The sequence below is a fragment of the Glaciibacter sp. 2TAF33 genome (genome assembly GCF_052114945.1).
Classification (GTDB): domain Bacteria; phylum Actinomycetota; class Actinomycetes; order Actinomycetales; family Microbacteriaceae; genus Cryobacterium.
The window spans coordinates 1-16,457 of record NZ_JBFRFS010000014.1 but is presented as its reverse complement, the minus strand read 5'-3'; the positions used below and the strand labels follow the sequence as shown (position 1 = coordinate 16,457).

The 16,457-nt window shown below is 58.1% G+C and carries 13 protein-coding genes; 9 read left to right on the top strand and 4 right to left on the bottom strand.

Annotation, left to right across the window (positions count from 1 at the left end; translation table 11 throughout):
* The first annotated feature begins 319 nt into the window (after positions 1-319).
* Positions 320-1,708, top strand: a complete 1,389-nt coding sequence (locus AB4Y94_RS14970) for a sugar transferase (RefSeq protein ID WP_441728719.1) — start codon at positions 320-322, stop codon at positions 1,706-1,708.
* Positions 1,709-2,642: 934 nt separating this feature from the next.
* Complete coding sequence (locus AB4Y94_RS14965) at positions 2,643-3,863, top strand: oligosaccharide flippase family protein (RefSeq protein ID WP_441728718.1); 1,221 nt, start codon at positions 2,643-2,645, stop codon at positions 3,861-3,863.
* A 535-nt stretch (positions 3,864-4,398) separates the two neighbouring features.
* On the opposite strand, the gene AB4Y94_RS14960 is transcribed toward AB4Y94_RS14965, so the two are convergent.
* Positions 4,399-5,589, bottom strand: a complete 1,191-nt coding sequence (locus AB4Y94_RS14960; protein ID WP_441728717.1) for a hypothetical protein — start codon at positions 5,587-5,589, stop codon at positions 4,399-4,401.
* A 570-nt stretch (positions 5,590-6,159) separates the two neighbouring features.
* On the opposite strand from AB4Y94_RS14960, the gene AB4Y94_RS14955 reads away from it, so the two are divergent.
* Positions 6,160-7,299: a glycosyltransferase family 4 protein gene (locus tag AB4Y94_RS14955; protein WP_441728716.1), complete on the top strand. Its 1,140-nt coding sequence runs from the start codon at positions 6,160-6,162 to the stop codon at positions 7,297-7,299.
* 524 nt (positions 7,300-7,823) lie between these two features.
* Here AB4Y94_RS14955 and AB4Y94_RS14950 read toward each other — a convergent pair.
* Together AB4Y94_RS14950 and AB4Y94_RS14945 are read right to left on the bottom strand one after the other, a co-directional pair.
* The gene (locus AB4Y94_RS14950) at positions 7,824-8,975 is read right to left on the bottom strand and encodes a glycosyltransferase family 4 protein (RefSeq protein ID WP_441728714.1); all 1,152 of its coding nucleotides are present in this window, start codon (positions 8,973-8,975) and stop codon (positions 7,824-7,826) included.
* Positions 8,962-9,780, bottom strand: a complete 819-nt coding sequence (locus AB4Y94_RS14945) for a glycosyltransferase family 2 protein (RefSeq protein ID WP_441728713.1) — start codon at positions 9,778-9,780, stop codon at positions 8,962-8,964. The genes AB4Y94_RS14950 and AB4Y94_RS14945 overlap by 14 nt, the downstream gene beginning before the upstream one ends.
* A 215-nt stretch (positions 9,781-9,995) precedes the next feature.
* Between AB4Y94_RS14945 and AB4Y94_RS14940 the strand changes: the two genes are divergently transcribed.
* The 6 genes from AB4Y94_RS14940 (at position 9,996) to AB4Y94_RS14915 (ending at position 16,258) form a co-directional block, all read left to right on the top strand.
* Positions 9,996-10,421, top strand: coding sequence for a hypothetical protein (locus AB4Y94_RS14940; RefSeq protein ID WP_441728711.1), 426 nt, complete (start codon positions 9,996-9,998; stop codon positions 10,419-10,421).
* A 46-nt stretch (positions 10,422-10,467) separates the two neighbouring features.
* On the top strand, positions 10,468-11,709 hold the full coding sequence (locus AB4Y94_RS14935) for a glycosyltransferase (protein ID WP_441728710.1): 1,242 nt from the start codon (positions 10,468-10,470) through the stop codon (positions 11,707-11,709).
* A 38-nt stretch (positions 11,710-11,747) separates the two neighbouring features.
* Positions 11,748-12,779, top strand: a complete 1,032-nt coding sequence (gene gmd, locus AB4Y94_RS14930) for a GDP-mannose 4,6-dehydratase (RefSeq protein ID WP_441728709.1) — start codon at positions 11,748-11,750, stop codon at positions 12,777-12,779.
* 2 nt (positions 12,780-12,781) lie between these two features.
* Positions 12,782-13,789, top strand: coding sequence for a GDP-L-fucose synthase family protein (locus tag AB4Y94_RS14925; RefSeq protein WP_441728708.1), 1,008 nt, complete (start codon positions 12,782-12,784; stop codon positions 13,787-13,789).
* Between the two features lie 113 nt (positions 13,790-13,902).
* Positions 13,903-15,657, top strand: coding sequence for a DUF4012 domain-containing protein (locus tag AB4Y94_RS14920; RefSeq protein WP_441728707.1), 1,755 nt, complete (start codon positions 13,903-13,905; stop codon positions 15,655-15,657).
* 67 nt (positions 15,658-15,724) lie between these two features.
* Positions 15,725-16,258, top strand: coding sequence for a hypothetical protein (locus tag AB4Y94_RS14915; RefSeq protein ID WP_441728706.1), 534 nt, complete (start codon positions 15,725-15,727; stop codon positions 16,256-16,258).
* A gap of 99 nt (positions 16,259-16,357) precedes the next feature.
* Here the strand turns inward: AB4Y94_RS14915 and AB4Y94_RS14910 are convergent.
* Positions 16,358-16,457: IS3 family transposase (locus AB4Y94_RS14910; RefSeq protein ID WP_441728809.1), on the bottom strand; the 100-nt coding region annotated here is incomplete at its 5' end.

Below are 16,457 nucleotides of genomic sequence, written 5' to 3'. Positions count from 1 at the left end.
GAGCCCGCCGAGACCCTCTCTGGTAACGTCGCCCTCTCACATGCTTCAGGAACAATCTGGCTTTGGGCCGCCAGCTCTCTCGTGCGGTCCGCGGACAACGGCGCGACCTGGCGGTAGTCCTACCCCCCCCGAGCGGGTGTCGGTCTAAAAGGGGACATCGGCGGGGTAAAGTAGAACCCGCGTCTACGGTTATCGCGGCCGCATGGAGTCTGGGGGGACAGTGGGCGAGGAATCGACGGATGTAGTTGTGTCTGCCGAACGTAAAACGCGGAATCGAGACTGGCGCAGAGTCTATTCAGCCCGCCTCTCGCTAACGGACTTGCTGGTACTGATCTGGGTAGTCTTTGGCGTGCAAATAGCCTGGTTCGGCTTTGATACCGCCGCGGTAGCTTTCCGCGGCGACCGCGGTGCCCTTGCGGTGAGCTACACGACGGTTTCTATCATCATCATTACCTGCTGGATGCTCATGCTCAGCATCTTCGGCACTCGAGAGTTTCGCATCCTGGGCACCGGACCGGACGAGTACAAGCTCATTGCGAGCGCCTCGGTACGGCTTTTCGGATTGCTGGCGATCGTCGCGTATTTGTTCCAGATCGATCTCGCCCGCGGCTACATCATCATCGCCTTCCCATTTGGGATGGTCGTGCTTATGTTCTCGCGCTGGATGTGGCGCCAATGGCTGGGGGTGCAGCGACATCATGGCCGCTATTCAGCGAAGGTGCTCTTAGTTGGTTCGGTCGTGTCGGCAGCACGTATCGCTAGGGAGTTCGCTCGACAGCCGGCAGCAGGCTACGTGGTTGTCGGCGCTTGTGTGCCAAGCGCGTTCACGCGGGCTTATGTTCCCGGAACTACGATTCCGGTGCTCGGGGATGTCGATGATCTGCAGCTGAGCATAGAGGTTACAGGCGCGGACACCGTGGTCGTAACGAGCAACGGCGATATCTCCCCCGAACGAATGCGGCAACTCAGTTGGAGTCTGGAACCTGGCCGGCAGCACCTCGTCGTGGTTCCGAGCCTGACCGACATTGGCGGCCCGCGTATCCATACGCGCCCTGTGGCCGGACTGCCACTCATACATGTTGAGACGCCGCGCTACGAGGGCCGCAAGCTTTTCACGAAACGTGCTCTGGACTTCGTCGCATCTGGGATTTTCATTTTGCTCTTGTCACCACTGTTCGCGGTGATCGCCATTGCGGTTCGATTGAGCGGGTCCGGACCAGTACTATTCCGGCAGAATCGAGTTGGGTTCAACGGCAAGCGGTTCACCGTGCTTAAGTTTCGTTCGATGATTGATGATGCCGAAGCGAAACTTCCAGCGTTGCGCGGTCTTGAGCGTGCAGAAGGTAACAGCGTACTGTTCAAGATGCGAGACGATCCGCGGGTTACCCCTGTTGGGCGTTTCATCCGACGATTCAGCCTTGATGAACTGCCGCAGTTGTTCAATGTCTTCGGTGGAAATATGTCGTTGGTGGGCCCGCGGCCTCCGCTGGAAAGCGAAGTGGAGAAGTACGAGACTCACGTACACCGCAGATTCCTGGTCAAGCCTGGTGTAACTGGTCTCTGGCAGGTAAGCGGTCGCTCAAACCTATCGTGGGACGACAGCGTGAGGCTCGATCTTTACTACGTCGAGAACTGGTCATTGGCCGGAGACCTGGTGATTCTTTGGCGGACATTAAAGGCGGTGTTAGCTCCGAACGGAGCATACTAATGTCTGGTTTTCGGGGTAACAAGAATCGGGCCCATGACGCCCAGTGGCGTTCCGAATGAGCTGTCGCAGGCGTGTACTTTACGTCATTTTCGGCGTTGAGGTGATGGGGCGCGGTGGGTCCAGGAACCCCCCGACTAGACAGAGGCACGCGATCGCGCGTCATGTTAACTACGGAGTCACTCTATGAACAGCTTGCGAAAAATGCTTATCGTCGCGATTGGCATGCTGCCCGCATCAAGAGGCAAGAATCGCGCACTCGAATGCTTCGGGTACACAATAGACCGGACAGCGACCATAGGCCCTTGCCTCATTCTAAATGTGGGCGACCTCTCCATGGGAGCGGGAGCTCGAATCGGGCCATTCAACGTTTTCAGAGATCTTGCGCGTCTTAGCCTCGCGGAGCACAGCGGGGTCGGTCAGTGGAATTGGGTCTCTGCGTCTAAAGAACTCGTTGCTGCTGGTGGAGCAGGATCCTTCACCTTGGGCGCCCATAGTGCGTTTACATCGCGGCACTATGCGGATGTCAGCGGTGGATTGCGGGTGGGTGAGTTTACGACGATCGCCGGCGTGAGAAGCACCTTTATCACTCACGGCATCAACTGGGAGGAATCGCAGCAAAAAACAAAGGGAATCACAATTGGAAGTTACTGTCTCATTTCGTCCAACACTTGTGTAACTCCTGGAACCAACGTTTCGGATTCAATTGTGACCGGGATGGGCGCAACACTATCCGGCAGGTTGGACAGCAATAACAGTCTGTACGTTCAGTCAAGAGCCATACCCGCTAAGTCGAAATTGGGAGGTCTGTACTTCACACGAACCATAGGGCGAGTGACGACGAGCGGCCCGACGCACCGCTCTTCATCGGCCGAGCGTTGATCAACAGTTCTTCGGCCGAACCCGTCGTGATCATCTCTATTCGAATTGGCTTTGCATGCGAAAGCAGTTAACAAACCTCGTGTTAGCGCGAGGCCTGGCAAGTTTGGCGCAAGCAGTATCTCTGATCATCGTCGCCCGGTTGGCGAGCGTGGCTGATTTCGGACTCGTCGCGGCATTTTCTGCAGCTGCAGTCGTAACCTTCGCCGTCGCTGATCTGGGCCTGGCCTCGTTCGTGACGAAGTCGCGGGCGCTAGGTCAAAACGACCGGGTCCGCGGTGCTCTGAGGCTAAACCGAATATCAACGGCCGCATCCGGCATCATATTCCTTCTTGGGTCGCTGCTGGTGTACGCTGCAGCTGGGTCCTCACTTGTCTATGTCCTGCCCCTTACGGTGGCATTTGCGCTTGAGAAGAACATCGACGTGGCTTTAGGGGTCGCGGTCGCTGACGGGGATAGATGGTCGCCCGGAGTGTCAATTTTGCTGCGCCGCGGGCTTGGCCTCGTGCTCCTGGTGGTGGGTTGTTGGATTGGCCTCGATGGGCTTTTCGCGTATGGGCTCTCGTACCTGCTCGGTTGTATTGCGGCGCAGGCCCACCTGCGCCGATGGGTGCTCCGTAAGGCAGCACCCTCATGGTCTAGCTGTTCTCCAACGCACTGGCGCGAGCTTGTGAGGGCGTCGTTCCCATATATGCTGAATAACCTCTCGGGTCAGACGCGGATCTTGGACACAACGCTCGTTGCAGTCGTGGCGGGAGCCACAGTCGGTGGGATCTACTCCGCCGCGGCGCGAATAACCAGTCCCCTTCTTCTCATCCCAGGAGCGTTGGGGACATTGCTTATGCCTCACAGTGCCCGATTAGCTCCGATAGCGGCGAGACGCGCAGCAGGGAAAGTGGCGCTTGCTACCTTGGCGGTGGGGCTTATCGCACTCATTCCCACCATCTTGTTCTCGTCGCAGATTATGAGCACACTATTTGGGCCCGATTACGGCATAGCCGGGACGACTCTTGCTTGGTCGATGCTTGGAATGACATTCATCGCGTTGTCGACACCCCTCGGAGCAATTCTCCAGAGCCAAGGGCATGAGGTCGCCGTAGGACGACTCGGCCTTCTGTTTGCACCGATATCGCTCTTCGGTGTTGGGATTGGAGTTATGTGGGGAGGAGCGGCGATCGGAGCCGCATTCCTCGCTGTGATTTTTCTGCTGAAGTGTGCAGCTTTTGGCGTAATGATCTCGCTGCCGTCCTTCGGTCAGGCCCAACCTAGTGTGGCGTGAGTAACACGCCGCCTGAGGTCTGTAGGAAACCAAATTGCGAACGGGGCGAAGTATTGACGTCTGCGCGGAGGAATTGATGCGAAACTCTAACGGCGCACACCGAATTTCAGGTGGCCGTTTCGGTGCACACTCGTCAACTCGTTTGACTCTGAGCGCTCCTCACCCGCAGATTTTCGGCAGAACTCTTCGTTGCCAGCGGTCCACCGAAGGCGTATAGCTCGGTGAGCAGATAGCAGTGTCCTCAATAACGACGTAAGGGGAGAACCAGGATTTCGGTCACAACGCTTCAGGAGCTTTGACCGCCATCCGCGACATGATGCTAGGAGACTCGTTCGGGCGGCCACACTAGTCCAGGGCATGGTCTACGCAAATGCCCAACGGCGACCATCGGTTGCTTCGCGAGCGAGGAACCGAGCGCTTTCCCACACCTGCCAGCCCAAATAATTTTGCGCCGGCCCGGGAACGATCTGGTTCGCATAGTTGGCAAAAGAGGGCAGAGGAAACTGAGGCGAAATCCGGCAGATTCCCTCCGGATTCACCTGACTGATTCCGGAGTTCGTCGCTTTGTTCGAGTGTCATAAGCGGGAAGTTCAACGATCGAAGTGCCAGTAGCGGTTGCGATGGCAAGCAGGATTGGCAGTGCGACGTAGGGATTGTTCAGTCCGCTTACGGAAAGCCCGTTGGTGAACGCGAGCAGAAGTAATGTTGCGCTCAAGCCGAGCTCAACATTGGATCGGCGAAGTGTGTACCAGGTCACGCTAAACGCGATGATAAGTCCGACGATCCCGGCGTCGAAGGCCACCCGCATTACGAACGCGTGAAAGATGACTGAATAACAGTGTCCATCTCCGGTCGACGAAAAAAGGTTGACATAAAACGACAGACGACCGCACCCGCCTGAGCTAAGCGGGGTAATTGGAGCGGTCCCAAACAGCCACGTGAGAACGTTCCAAGCCTGCGTCTCGCCGAGGAACACGTTAAGAAAATTTAGACGGTCTATCCCTCCATTTTGCGCGCGGCTTTCGAAGACCTGCACCAAGGCAATCACTAAGACGGGCAGCGTGCACGCGAGCAGGTAGCGAACGAATAGGTTCGCAGATTTGGCCTGCAGGATTACGTAGACGACGAGGATCGCGTATGCAATCGCACCACTACGGGAGCCCGAAGTGAGGACGAGAACTCCGAGTAAGAGCATGGCCCAGAACCGACTGCGATCCGTTAGGCGCGAATATAGCACCGCGACCAGACCGGAGAACAGCGCGATTTCAAAGTTGTTTTCGGTCAGTAGCCCAGACCGTGCACCCGGCCCCAACGTCAAAAGGGTGAGTGCGGTCTTCGCTAGGGCAAGCCCGAGCAGGATCCACATCAGCCGTACGAGCGATCTCGCAGGTCCCCAGGTTCGGCCGACGGCAAAAGCAAAAGCGACCAAGTAAAGGAGCCAGCGGTACGCCTGAAAGAAATCCACCATTGGAGACTCTGATGCGAGAGCCGGAATGATTCGTGTCAGCGAATATCCGCCCAGAAGTAGGAGTAGTCCTGTCGTACGGATCGATCCGCGCACTAGGTAGGTCACCATGAATGCGATGATCCATGCATCGAGTAGAGTCTCGACAGGCAAAGGCGAATAGGTTCCAATGCTAGGGACGCTAAGGGCTGCTCCGACTATCAGCAGTGCGTAGAGGGAAATCCGCAGGAAGGCCGGAACCGCGTTGCGGTCGCCGCTCATCTGGACGGCATAGACCCCCACATTCGTCCTTTCAATTGATCAGAACGTGCTCGTACCCGCCGCCGAGTTCAGCTGCAGAACCACCCCTGGTACCCAATTGATCATATCCCGCGCAGGAAGGGTGCCCGGCACTCTTCGATGAGGGGCAACCACCTGCAAGAGTGTCAAGAAGGCAGCGCGCGATTTCCAGCCGTCGGCTCCCTGAAATTGAGGAAAGTAGACTGCCTCGATCGTGTCAGGTTCTGTCGACGGTGCGCCGGGAGTGAACAGCCGTTGTTGGACCCTCGGTCGATGGTTCGAATGCAACTATTCGAACCTATCGGTCGATGGACGGCTGACTCAACCGAACGATCGTTATCAGAACCGAGCGAATTTCCCAGCTTGCTCGCGGGTGTTGATCTGTGAACCAGCTAGAGCGCCGACGCGGGCCGAGAGGTCAAGGGGCGCGGCGCCTCATACTTACGTGCGTACAAGACCGCAGGAAAAAACGTGTGCGCGACACTCCATTTGGAAACTACGCGCCTACTACTTGTCGTAGGCTGCTGAGTCGCTGCATTCTTGCCGACGCAAATGGGATTTGGGGATTTCAGTTTGATAAAGGTCTTACAGTTCTGCAATACGCTCGCTGAGAGCGACGGCGGACCAGCTAGGTATTCCTTAGATCTACACCACGCTCTGCGGAGGGCTGGGGTGCACGCCCGACTCGTGAGCATCCGTCCGAGAATGCCAAACTCTCTTGCCGAACCGCTTCCCGGCGATGCTGAGTCAAGTTCGGTTAGATTTTTTCGGATGACCCCCTCGGGTAAAGCCTCGATCGGAATAGTGGAGCTACTGCGCCAGGTACGGGAATCCGACGCCATCATTATCGACGGGTACTACCTTCCTTGGATCCCGCCCTTGACGCTCATTTCTCGAGCGCTTGGAACGCCAATCTACCTAGCCCCACATGGTTCCTTGACTTTGCACCAACGGAATACTTCGAGAATTAAGAAGTGGCTCTTCACGCTTATTTCTCGTTGGGCAGTCGACAGGCAAGTCCGCCGATTCATTGTCATGTCGCAGCGTGAGGGCGACGAGCTTCTGATTGGAATCCCCCATGCGCGTGTAGAAGTGACTGGTGCCGGGACGACTATCCCCTTGTCGGGCTATGCAGACGGACCATGCCATTCACCGGTCCGGCTGTTATCCCTTTCTAGAATCGCGCGGAAGAAAAGAATTGACCTCATGATTGCGGCCGTGGGGGAGTTGAGCGATGCTGGCACTGCTGTGAAGCTCGTGATTGCCGGCTCTGGCGACATTCAGCTGGAAAGAGAGTTGAAAGCGCAAGCTCGAGTGTTGGAACTCGAAGACAAGATTGACTTTGTCGGCATGATCAGTGGCGAAGGGAAGCGCGAGTGCTTGAAATCATCGGACATTTTCCTGCTCCCTAGTGACGACGAGAATTTTGGAATTGGACTTGCCGAAGCGATGTCGCACGGACTATTGAGCATAGTAAGTGCACAAGTTGACGCCTCTGCCCTTATGTCGACCAGCGCTGGAATAATTATCGCTGACCCGACTGCTCCGATGATCGCCGAAGCAATCCGGGAGCTTGCAAACTCAAGTGATTTCGCTGAACGGCGAAAGAGTGCTCGCAGCGAGGCGGTTGACGCGTTCGGTTGGGACGCAATCGGGCGAACTTGGACCGATATGTTCATAAGAACCAAGTAGCCAACGGTCCTGCGTCTGGCCACGGTTTTCCGGAATTAGAACGGGCTATGAGCCGATAATCGATCCGATTCTGCTCGCCTTGCCTGGGGCAAAGGTCATGCGTTGGTGGCCGTAAACGCGTTATCGGTTACCGTTTGACCGTCGGCGTCCTAACCATGCTCCTCACTGACTTGGGCTTGCGCAGGGGTAAACCCCTCGACAGCGCTTCTTCATCGCGACCTTCCGTAGACATGTCCACTTCGAGCTCAGCGTCCTGAAGCTTCACGCGGGCTGCGAGCCACGTAGCTGGCTAGGTCAATGCGCCGCAGGTCTCTCCGACGTCCCAACAATTGACCACTTGCGCGGAACCAGAAGTCTCGCTCGATCGCGAGTTCCGGCTCAACATGCTTCCGCGTGGACTATTTCTGGAGCGGCTTCAACGTGATGCGAGCCACCGTCTGTCTTCTCGGGTCCCCAAGCCAGGACTCCCCAGCATGAAACGGCAGGAGACCGCACGAGATTGTTCCGTCAAGGCCAAGTAACACTCAAGGTCTCCGGGTGGCGTTAAGGATCGAAACCCACGATTCAGCAACTTGTCCCCAAGAAAAGGAGCGCTCCGCGGCAGCAAACGCGCACATTCGCGCTTGGCTAAAAAGCGGGCTAGCTGAGATTTCAACGATTCCGTGCGCCAGCGCCTCAGGGGAGTGGGAGTGCATAATCCGTCCACCGGGATTGTTGCGAATGACGGACGCTGCGGCTACGTGCTGACTTGCAACGGCAGGCAGGCCATGCGCGAGCGCTTCGGCAAGCGCAATGCCAAAATTCTCATCATCACTGGGCAACAGGAAGATGTCAGAATTCCAAAGAAGATTGCGTTTGGCGGTTCCATCAATTTGACCGACGAACTTTACGCAATCCTCGATGTCCAACTTATGCACTTGATCTCGAAGGGATTTCACGATACCTGGATCACCTTGGCCCGCGATAGTGAGTTCGCATTCGATATTTTCGGAACGAAGAAGGGCAACCGCGTTGAGCATCATGTCGATGCGCTTTTTCTTGGAGATCCTCGAAACAGATAGCAAGCGAATTGGCGCATGTAGCCCGGCATAATTCGCTGGAGGCTGCATTGTCGTGCCTACGCCAGCAGTCTGTGCACTGCTTGACGGAAAGCGTGCTCGAATCGCTTCAGCTTCCGATTCCGAACCGGTCACAAACGTTGAGGCATATCGGCGAATGAGCCAACCGGCAACCCATTCGAACAACGCCTTCTTCGGACGGCTCAGTCGTTGCTGTCGGGTCGTCAGCGCGCCGTGTGGCATTACGGCGACGGGCTTACGCGCCAGCATCGACAGCAGCACTACGAGTGGAATCCAGAAAATGTAGTAGCCGTGAATAATGACAAAGTCCGAGTTTGTGATTTCGTTGAATACCTTGACGAGAGGCAGAATCCGGCCTGGCTCCCTCAATCTTGGAACGATATGGCGAGGTCCCGGCGACGGCAACTGGGACTCATCTACCGAACTAAGGACGGACTCACGTTCGGTACCTCTAAACCAGAAGAGATTTGCGGTCACCCCTGGGCGGGCGTTTAGGCTTAAGTTCAGTTCGAACGAGTTACGCGCAGGACCGCCATCAGAGATAGCGATTGTATTGGCGAACTGCGCGATGCGAATCGGTTGGTCATTCCCCGACACGCGCAAGCTCCCTGGATTTTACCGAAATCTGCCAATAGTAGGTGGAAAGTGCGATCGCATAGTCGAGGCCGGACCGACCATCGAGGAAACCGAGCCTCGCCACATATGAGTATAAAAAAAACGCCACGGGCTTGAATGGCACCGAATCGAACACTCTGCCTTTAGTTGTGCGCTTCGAAGCGATGTCTGACTTTAACGCCTTGTTCTGAGCCAGGTAGGCCTCCCAATCCGAGTATCGATTATGTCGATCAAACCAGCTTTGGACTGGGTCGCGGTCGTCGTGGAGTAGCCGGCTTCGGAAGGCACCAACGCGACCTACTGCGACAGGTTGATAGTGACCCTCAACTTCGCGAATTCCTGGCGCATCAAGGTCATCGATGACGGGGAATCGAGTCTGCCTCCGGTCAAGAAGCGACCTCTTCGTCACCCTGTGTCCATGCTTCAAGAAACGCCCTGCAAATCTGTATGACAGGAGTATGTCGTAGGCGGCGAATCGTCGATCCGACATCTCATCGAGTCGGGCCTTGATCTCCACGATGAACTCCGTCGTTGGCCTCTCGTCGGCGTCCAAAAGAAGGACCCAATCGTGCTTTGCGTTGACGTTGTCGAGCGACCATTGCTTCTTCTTGGGATACTTGCCATCCCACGTGAATTGAAAAACCTCGGCTCCGTTGGCCTGTGCGATCTCGATCGTGCCGTCCGAGCTGTGAGAGTCAACAATGATCACTTGATCAAATTCGTGAAGCGCTCCTAGAGTCTCGGCGATCCCTGCCTCTTCGTTTTTCGTCAGAACGATTGCTGTCACGGGGATTTTGTTGGTGCTCATTCTGTTTTCGATTCCATTCGTATGCACTACGCGGCGAAGCGTTGGCCCAAATTCACAGCTTGCGCGCTCGCTGGCGCACCCCAGATGCAATTCGGCGGCACATCGCCGCCAACCACTGTTCCAGGTTTCACAAGCGCCGATTGCCCGATGTTTGTACCGCCTAGGAGAACGCACCTCGATGTGATCCATGCGCCATGGCTGATCGTTATCGGTCGGGTGATCAGGGCCATATTGCCGCGGTGGGCATGACTACCAGTTGTCAAGAAGGTTTCCTGGGAGATGACAACGTCGGAACCGACATGAATTTGATCTTGATTGTGGAACCAGACACCTTCGCCGATCCAAGATCGGTCGCCGATATGGAGTTTCCACGGAAACTTGACGCGAGTTCGCGGGCGGAACACTACCTTGCTACCAATCTCAGCGCCAAAGAGGCGAAGGATGCGTACGCGGAGGCCAGAGCTGATCTGCCAGGGGTTTGTTACAAAGATCAACTCGACTACCGCCCACAGAAAGACAAAAAACCTTGGACGGTCCCACGCAGCGCGCTCGCCTGGTGCGTGCGCCAAGTTGATGACTGGGATTTCCCCGGGCAGTGGAGACTGCTCGTTGTCCACTAAGCCCCCCCCGAAATTTCGTCACTCCCTGATCGCATAGTCTCGAAGAATGCCGTCGACTACCCGAATAGCAATTCTAGGACTGAATTTTCCTCCGGAGCCGACCGGCATCTCTCCGTATACCGGGTCTCTCGCCCACGGTCTAGTCGAACGCGGGATGATCTTGCGTGTCTTGACTACTCATCCGCACTATCCGGAATGGGCTTTCCGGAAAGGTTACGGCCAATGGTCACGTCGTGAGGACATCGACGGCGTGCGGGTTAGTCGCTTGCGTCACTACCTTCCAACCCGCCCTGAGGGTGTGCGGCGGCTGATCTCCGAACTCTCGTTTGGCGCCCGGCTTTTGTTTGCGCGATGGGGAAGACCAAACATCGTAGTAATGGTCTCGCCTGCGCTATTTTCGACAGCTGTAGCAGTTCTGCGAGCACGATTCAGCCCAGCGAAGCCCGCTGTCGTGGTTTGGGTGCAAGACCTTTACAGCTTGGGGATCACCGAGACGGGCGCGGGCGGTGGGCTTGTCGCGCGACTGATGACGTGGGTTGAGTCGAAAACGCTGAAGGCCGCCACGCGAGTTGTCGTCATACACGAACGATTCGCGGCCTACGTGTCGAACTCACTCGGTGTCGATCCCTCGAAAATCGAAGTCGTTCGCAATTGGACTCATCTTCAGCCGACGGTATATGTCGATCGTGAGGCGGTTCGTTGTCGGCATGGCTGGAGGGACGAGGAAACGGTGGTGCTTCATGCCGGAAACATGGGTGCCAAGCAGGGGCTCGAGAATGTCATCGACGCTGCACGGCTTTCAGATGTTCAAGGTGCGCCAGTGCGATTCGTTCTGCTGGGCAATGGCAGTCAACGAGACCGCCTTCACGAACTCGCCTACGGAATCGCCAGACTACAATTCATCGATTCTCTCGACGATGACGCTTTTCAGAGCATCCTCGCTGCTGCGGACGTCCTACTTGTCAACGAGAAGCCCGGTGTCTCCGAGATGGCTGTTCCCAGCAAGCTGACCTCCTATTTCAATGCAGGACGCCCCGTGCTCGCAGCCACAGACATGTGCGGAGTGACCGCAGGTGAAATCGATGCTGCGGGCGCGGGCACGGTCGTCGAGGCGGGCGACCCACAGGCGCTCCTCGATGCGGCAGTGGCTCTTGGACAGGATTCCGAACGTGCGCAAATACTCGGTGCGAGTGGCCTGCGGTATCGCGAAGAAGTGCTCGGCGAGGAGGCCGCGCTCAATCGCTATGCTGGGATACTGACAAGCTTGGCAGCGGAGCGCGGCCGCTAGCGCGGCCGCCCTTGCCGACATTTATTATTGGGGAAATTGTGTCAAAACGCGCCTTCATTACAGGCATTACTGGCCAAGACGGGTCGTACCTGGCCGAGCTGCTGCTGGCGAAGGGCTATGAGGTACACGGTCTGATTCGGCGTGCCTCGACTTTCAACACATCGCGCATCGACCACCTGTACGTTGACCCGCACGATCCCACCGCCAAGCTTTTCTTGCACTACGGCGACTTGAGCGATGGCTCCCGTCTGGTAACCCTCCTTGCCGAGATTCAGCCGGACGAGGTTTACAACCTTGCTGCGCAATCACACGTACGGGTCTCGTTCGACGAGCCGGAACACACCGGTGACACGACGGGCATGGGGACCATCCGGCTCCTCGAGGCGGTGCGTATGTCGGGGATCACGACGCGGTATTACCAGGCATCAAGCTCCGAGATGTTCGGAGCCACGCCTCCACCGCAAAATGAAGACACGCCGTTTTACCCGCGCTCACCGTACGGCGCAGCAAAGGTATACAGCTACTGGGTGACCAAGAACTACCGCGAGGCATACGACATGTTCGCGGTCAACGGCATCCTGTTCAATCACGAGTCGCCTCGGCGGGGCGAGACCTTCGTCACCCGCAAGATCACCCGGGCCGTCGCGGCCATCAAGGCTGGCAAGCAAGAACACGTTTATCTCGGAAACCTCGATTCCATCCGCGACTGGGGCTATGCCGCCGAATACGTCGAGGGTATGTGGCGCATGCTCCAAGCCGACGAACCCGAGGACTTCGTGCTAGCAACGGGAGGCCACTTCACCGTGCGTGACTTCGTGGAAACCTCATTCAGCCACGCTGGACTCAACTGGGAAGACCACGTCAAATTCGACGAACGCTACCTTCGGCCGACTGAGGTAGACGCCTTGGTTGGCGACGCCTCGAAAGCCCGGGAGAAGCTCGGTTGGATATCCACGGTCGACACGGCAGAGCTCGCGCGGATCATGGTCGATGCCGACATCTGCGCGCTCGAGCACGCCGGCCGACACTGGATCGACGAGGTCAAACTCGCGAGCTGGGGGACCAACTAGCCATGGCAAGTGAAAAGGCTCAGCTGGTTCCCGACGAGCGCGACCGCGTTGAGTTCGAACCGGCGCCGTTGGACCGGTCTTCTCGCTTCTATGTTGCCGGACACCGCGGCCTCGTCGGCTCTGCCATCTGGCGGAAGCTGCAGGCCGAAGGCTTCACCGACCTCATCGGAAGGTCTTCGGCTGAACTGGATTTGAAGGACCGTGACGCGGTCTTCACGTATTTCGCCGAGACCAAGCCTCGTTACGTCGTTCTCGCCGCGGCGAAGGTAGGCGGAATCCTGGCGAACAGCACCTACCCGGTCGACTTCCTCAGTGACAACCTGCGCATTCAGGTAAACGTCTTGGATGCCGCCCGTGAACACGGCGTTGAACGACTCCTCTTCCTGGGCTCGTCCTGCATCTATCCCAGGCTCGCCGAGCAGCCGATTCGTGAGGATTCGCTGCTCACCGGGCATCTTGAGCCCACCAACGACGCATACGCCATCGCGAAGATCGCCGGCATACTGCAGGTGCAAGCCGTGCGCCGCCAGTATGGGCTCCCTTGGATTTCAGCCATGCCTACTAACCTCTACGGCCCCGGTGACAACTTCTCCCCGCAGGGCTCACACGTCCTTCCGGCGCTCATTCGGCGTTATGACGAAGCGGTGAAGTCCGGCGCGGAGACGGTGACCAACTGGGGTACCGGTACGCCGCGGCGCGAGTTCCTGCACGTGGACGACATGGCTGCCGCGTGCCTTCATCTCCTGGAGAACTACGACGGGCCGGAACAGGTCAACGTCGGCACTGGGTCAGACGTCACGATCGCCGAGATCGCTGAAACGATTTCACGAGTCGTGGGTTACACGGGAGCCACAACCTGGGACGCATCTAAGCCCGACGGAACTCCGCAAAAGTTGCTCGACGTGTCCAAGCTGGCCAACGAGGGTTGGACCTCGGCCATAGGTCTGGAAGAGGGCCTGCGTTCCACTGTGAAGTGGTACCGCGACCACGTCGGCGCGATTCGTCAGTAGCTTGAGGTGCCGGCGAATCCGCGGCACTACTTAGGCTCTGATTTGGATGATGTGAAATGACACCCTCGCGCGCGGCCAGACGCCGCTTGAGAACCCGGTCCCGTGGCCGCGTCTTGGGATGGTGGATCGTGGGCTCGCTTTGCGTGGTGGTTATCGGTGCGCTCATGTGGGTCGGCGTGCGAGCGCTCCTCGCCAAAACGGAACTCCAGAGTGCAGTACCGCTGGCGGCGAAGATCCAGGATGAAATCGTCGCAGGTAACGCGGGGGGAGCCAGCCAGGCATCCAAGGATCTTTCATCGCACGCGGCGAGTGCCGCCAGTCTCACGAGCGACCCTGTTTGGAAAATGTTCGAATTCGTGCCGATGCTGGGTGAGAACCTTCGGGCTGTGCGCCAGCTGGCGGCGGTCGTCGATGATATTTCCACCCAGGCGATCCAGCCGCTGAGCGCTATCGCTAGCGGGATTCAGGTGAGTGATTTCAAGCCTGTCGACGGAGCAGTGAACGTGCAGCCCCTCATAGACGCCCAGACGCACGTGGCTGCGGCGAACGCGGCACTCGCCCGTGCGGAACGTGAGGTGCGGTCGATCGACACGTCGGGCACCATCTCCGTGGTAACGAATGCAAGAGCGGAGCTGCAGTCGGCCGTCGAAAACGCAACCGATGCGGTTGGCGTGGCGGACCGCGCGGTACGCCTTATTCCGACCATGCTCGGTGCTTCGGGGCCGCGCAACTACTTGTTGCTCTTCCAAAATCCGGCAGAGCTACGGGCCTCGGGTGGAATTCCGGGAGCGGTTGCCCTCGTCCACACCGATAGCGGACGCATGGAGTTAACGCAGCAGGCGTCGGCTTCCAGTTTTCCGCGCTACAAAGAGCCCGTTCTCGAGTTACCCGCGGACAGCCGTGGAATTTACGGCGACATCATGGGCCAGTACATGCAAGACGTCACGCTCACGCCAGACTTCGCGACCTCGGGCAAACTCGCCCGTGAGATGTGGCGATTGCAATACGGTGTGGAAGCCGACGGCGTGCTGTCCATCGATCCGGTGGCGCTGAGCTACCTGTTGAAGGCAACAGGCCCGATAACCCTGTCCACCGGTGACGTGCTGTCATCGGACAACGCCGTCAAGCTGCTTCTGAGTGACGCTTATGCGCGATACGACGATCCACAGGACCAGGACGCGTTCTTCGCAGCGGCGGCCGCATCGGTTTTCTCCGCCGTCTCAAGCGGCAATACGGACCCGAAAGCCCTGATCCAGGCCTTGGCGAAGGCGGGCGGCGAACATCGGATGTTGGTGTGGAGTGCCCACGAGGAGGACCAGGCGGTTCTGGCGGACACCGCGCTGGCAGGCGGGTTACCGCGGAGCGATGCGCACACCAATCGGTTCGGGGTGTACCTGAACGATGCCACTGGGGCAAAGATGGACATGTACCTGGACGTGAAGATAGGCGTTGGCCAGGTAACCTGCCGCCAGGATAAACGCCCCAATTATGGGGTCAGCGTCACGTTGACCAACACCGCGCCAGCAGACGCAGCCACGGCGTTGCCCGAGTATGTGACGGGTGGGGGAGCGTTCGGTGTGGCTCCCGGGAACGTGAAGACGTTGGTGTCGGTGTACGGGGTACCGGGGATGCAAAATCTCGGTCTGACCCGTGATGGCGCGGCAATCGCCTATCACCCCACAACGGACTCAGCACATCCCGTGAGCCTCGTGAGCGTAGAACTCGCACCCGGCGAGAGCACTGTGCTGACATTCGGTTGGCTTGGCCCGAATGCGTTCGTCGGGGACGTCTTAACCCAATCGACACCTGTAATTTACAGAAATGATCCCGCGGAGTTGGCGTTAACCTGTGAATCTCCTCTATGGTGAGAGAACGTTTCGTGTGACGCTATTCGGGTTCCGCACGATGATCATCAACTTTCTGGGGGCACCTCACATGGGCAAGAAATCTTTCGCTGCGATCGCACTCGCCGTTCTCGCAGTATTCGCAGTACCGGTTGCAGCTAACGCTGCTGGCTACGTCCCGTCGTCTGACGTGGCCGTGTCAGGGGCTGCCACTCCCGGCGGCACCGTAAACGTCACCTTCGAGAGCGGCTTCACCGCCGGCGAGTCCGTCTCGTTCGCTGTGACCGGTGAAGGCTCCGCCACCCTCGCGGTGTTCAAGGCTGCCACGGTCAGCCTCACGAAGACCGCAACGGCTGGCGGCGCTGCAAGCGTCGCAGTCACGCTGCCTGCTGGCGCAACCGGCACCTACACCACCACGGCCACCGGCCTCTCGTCTGGCACCGTCGGAACCGCCGCGATCACCGTCGCAGCTGTCGACTCAGGCGCTGCATCCACCAACGGTCTGGCCAGCACCGGCTACGACGCTCCGATGCTGCTCATCTGGGCTGCAGCGGGCGCACTGGTCCTCGGCCTCGCACTCGTCGTCGTGCTGAACATCGTTCGTCGCCAGCGCGCCACCGCGTAACGCTGAGGCGCACACGCGCTGAGAGCTACAAATGAAGAAGCCCCGGACGGTGAACTGGTCCCCGTAAGTTGGACTGGTTATTCAGACGTTAGCAGGGGATCAAGCCGCGAGGGCCTGAGTTCGGTATTGCACCGGGCTCAGGCCCTCGAGCTTTGTCGATATCCGGTCGGTGTTGTACCAGTGGATGTATTCGGTGATG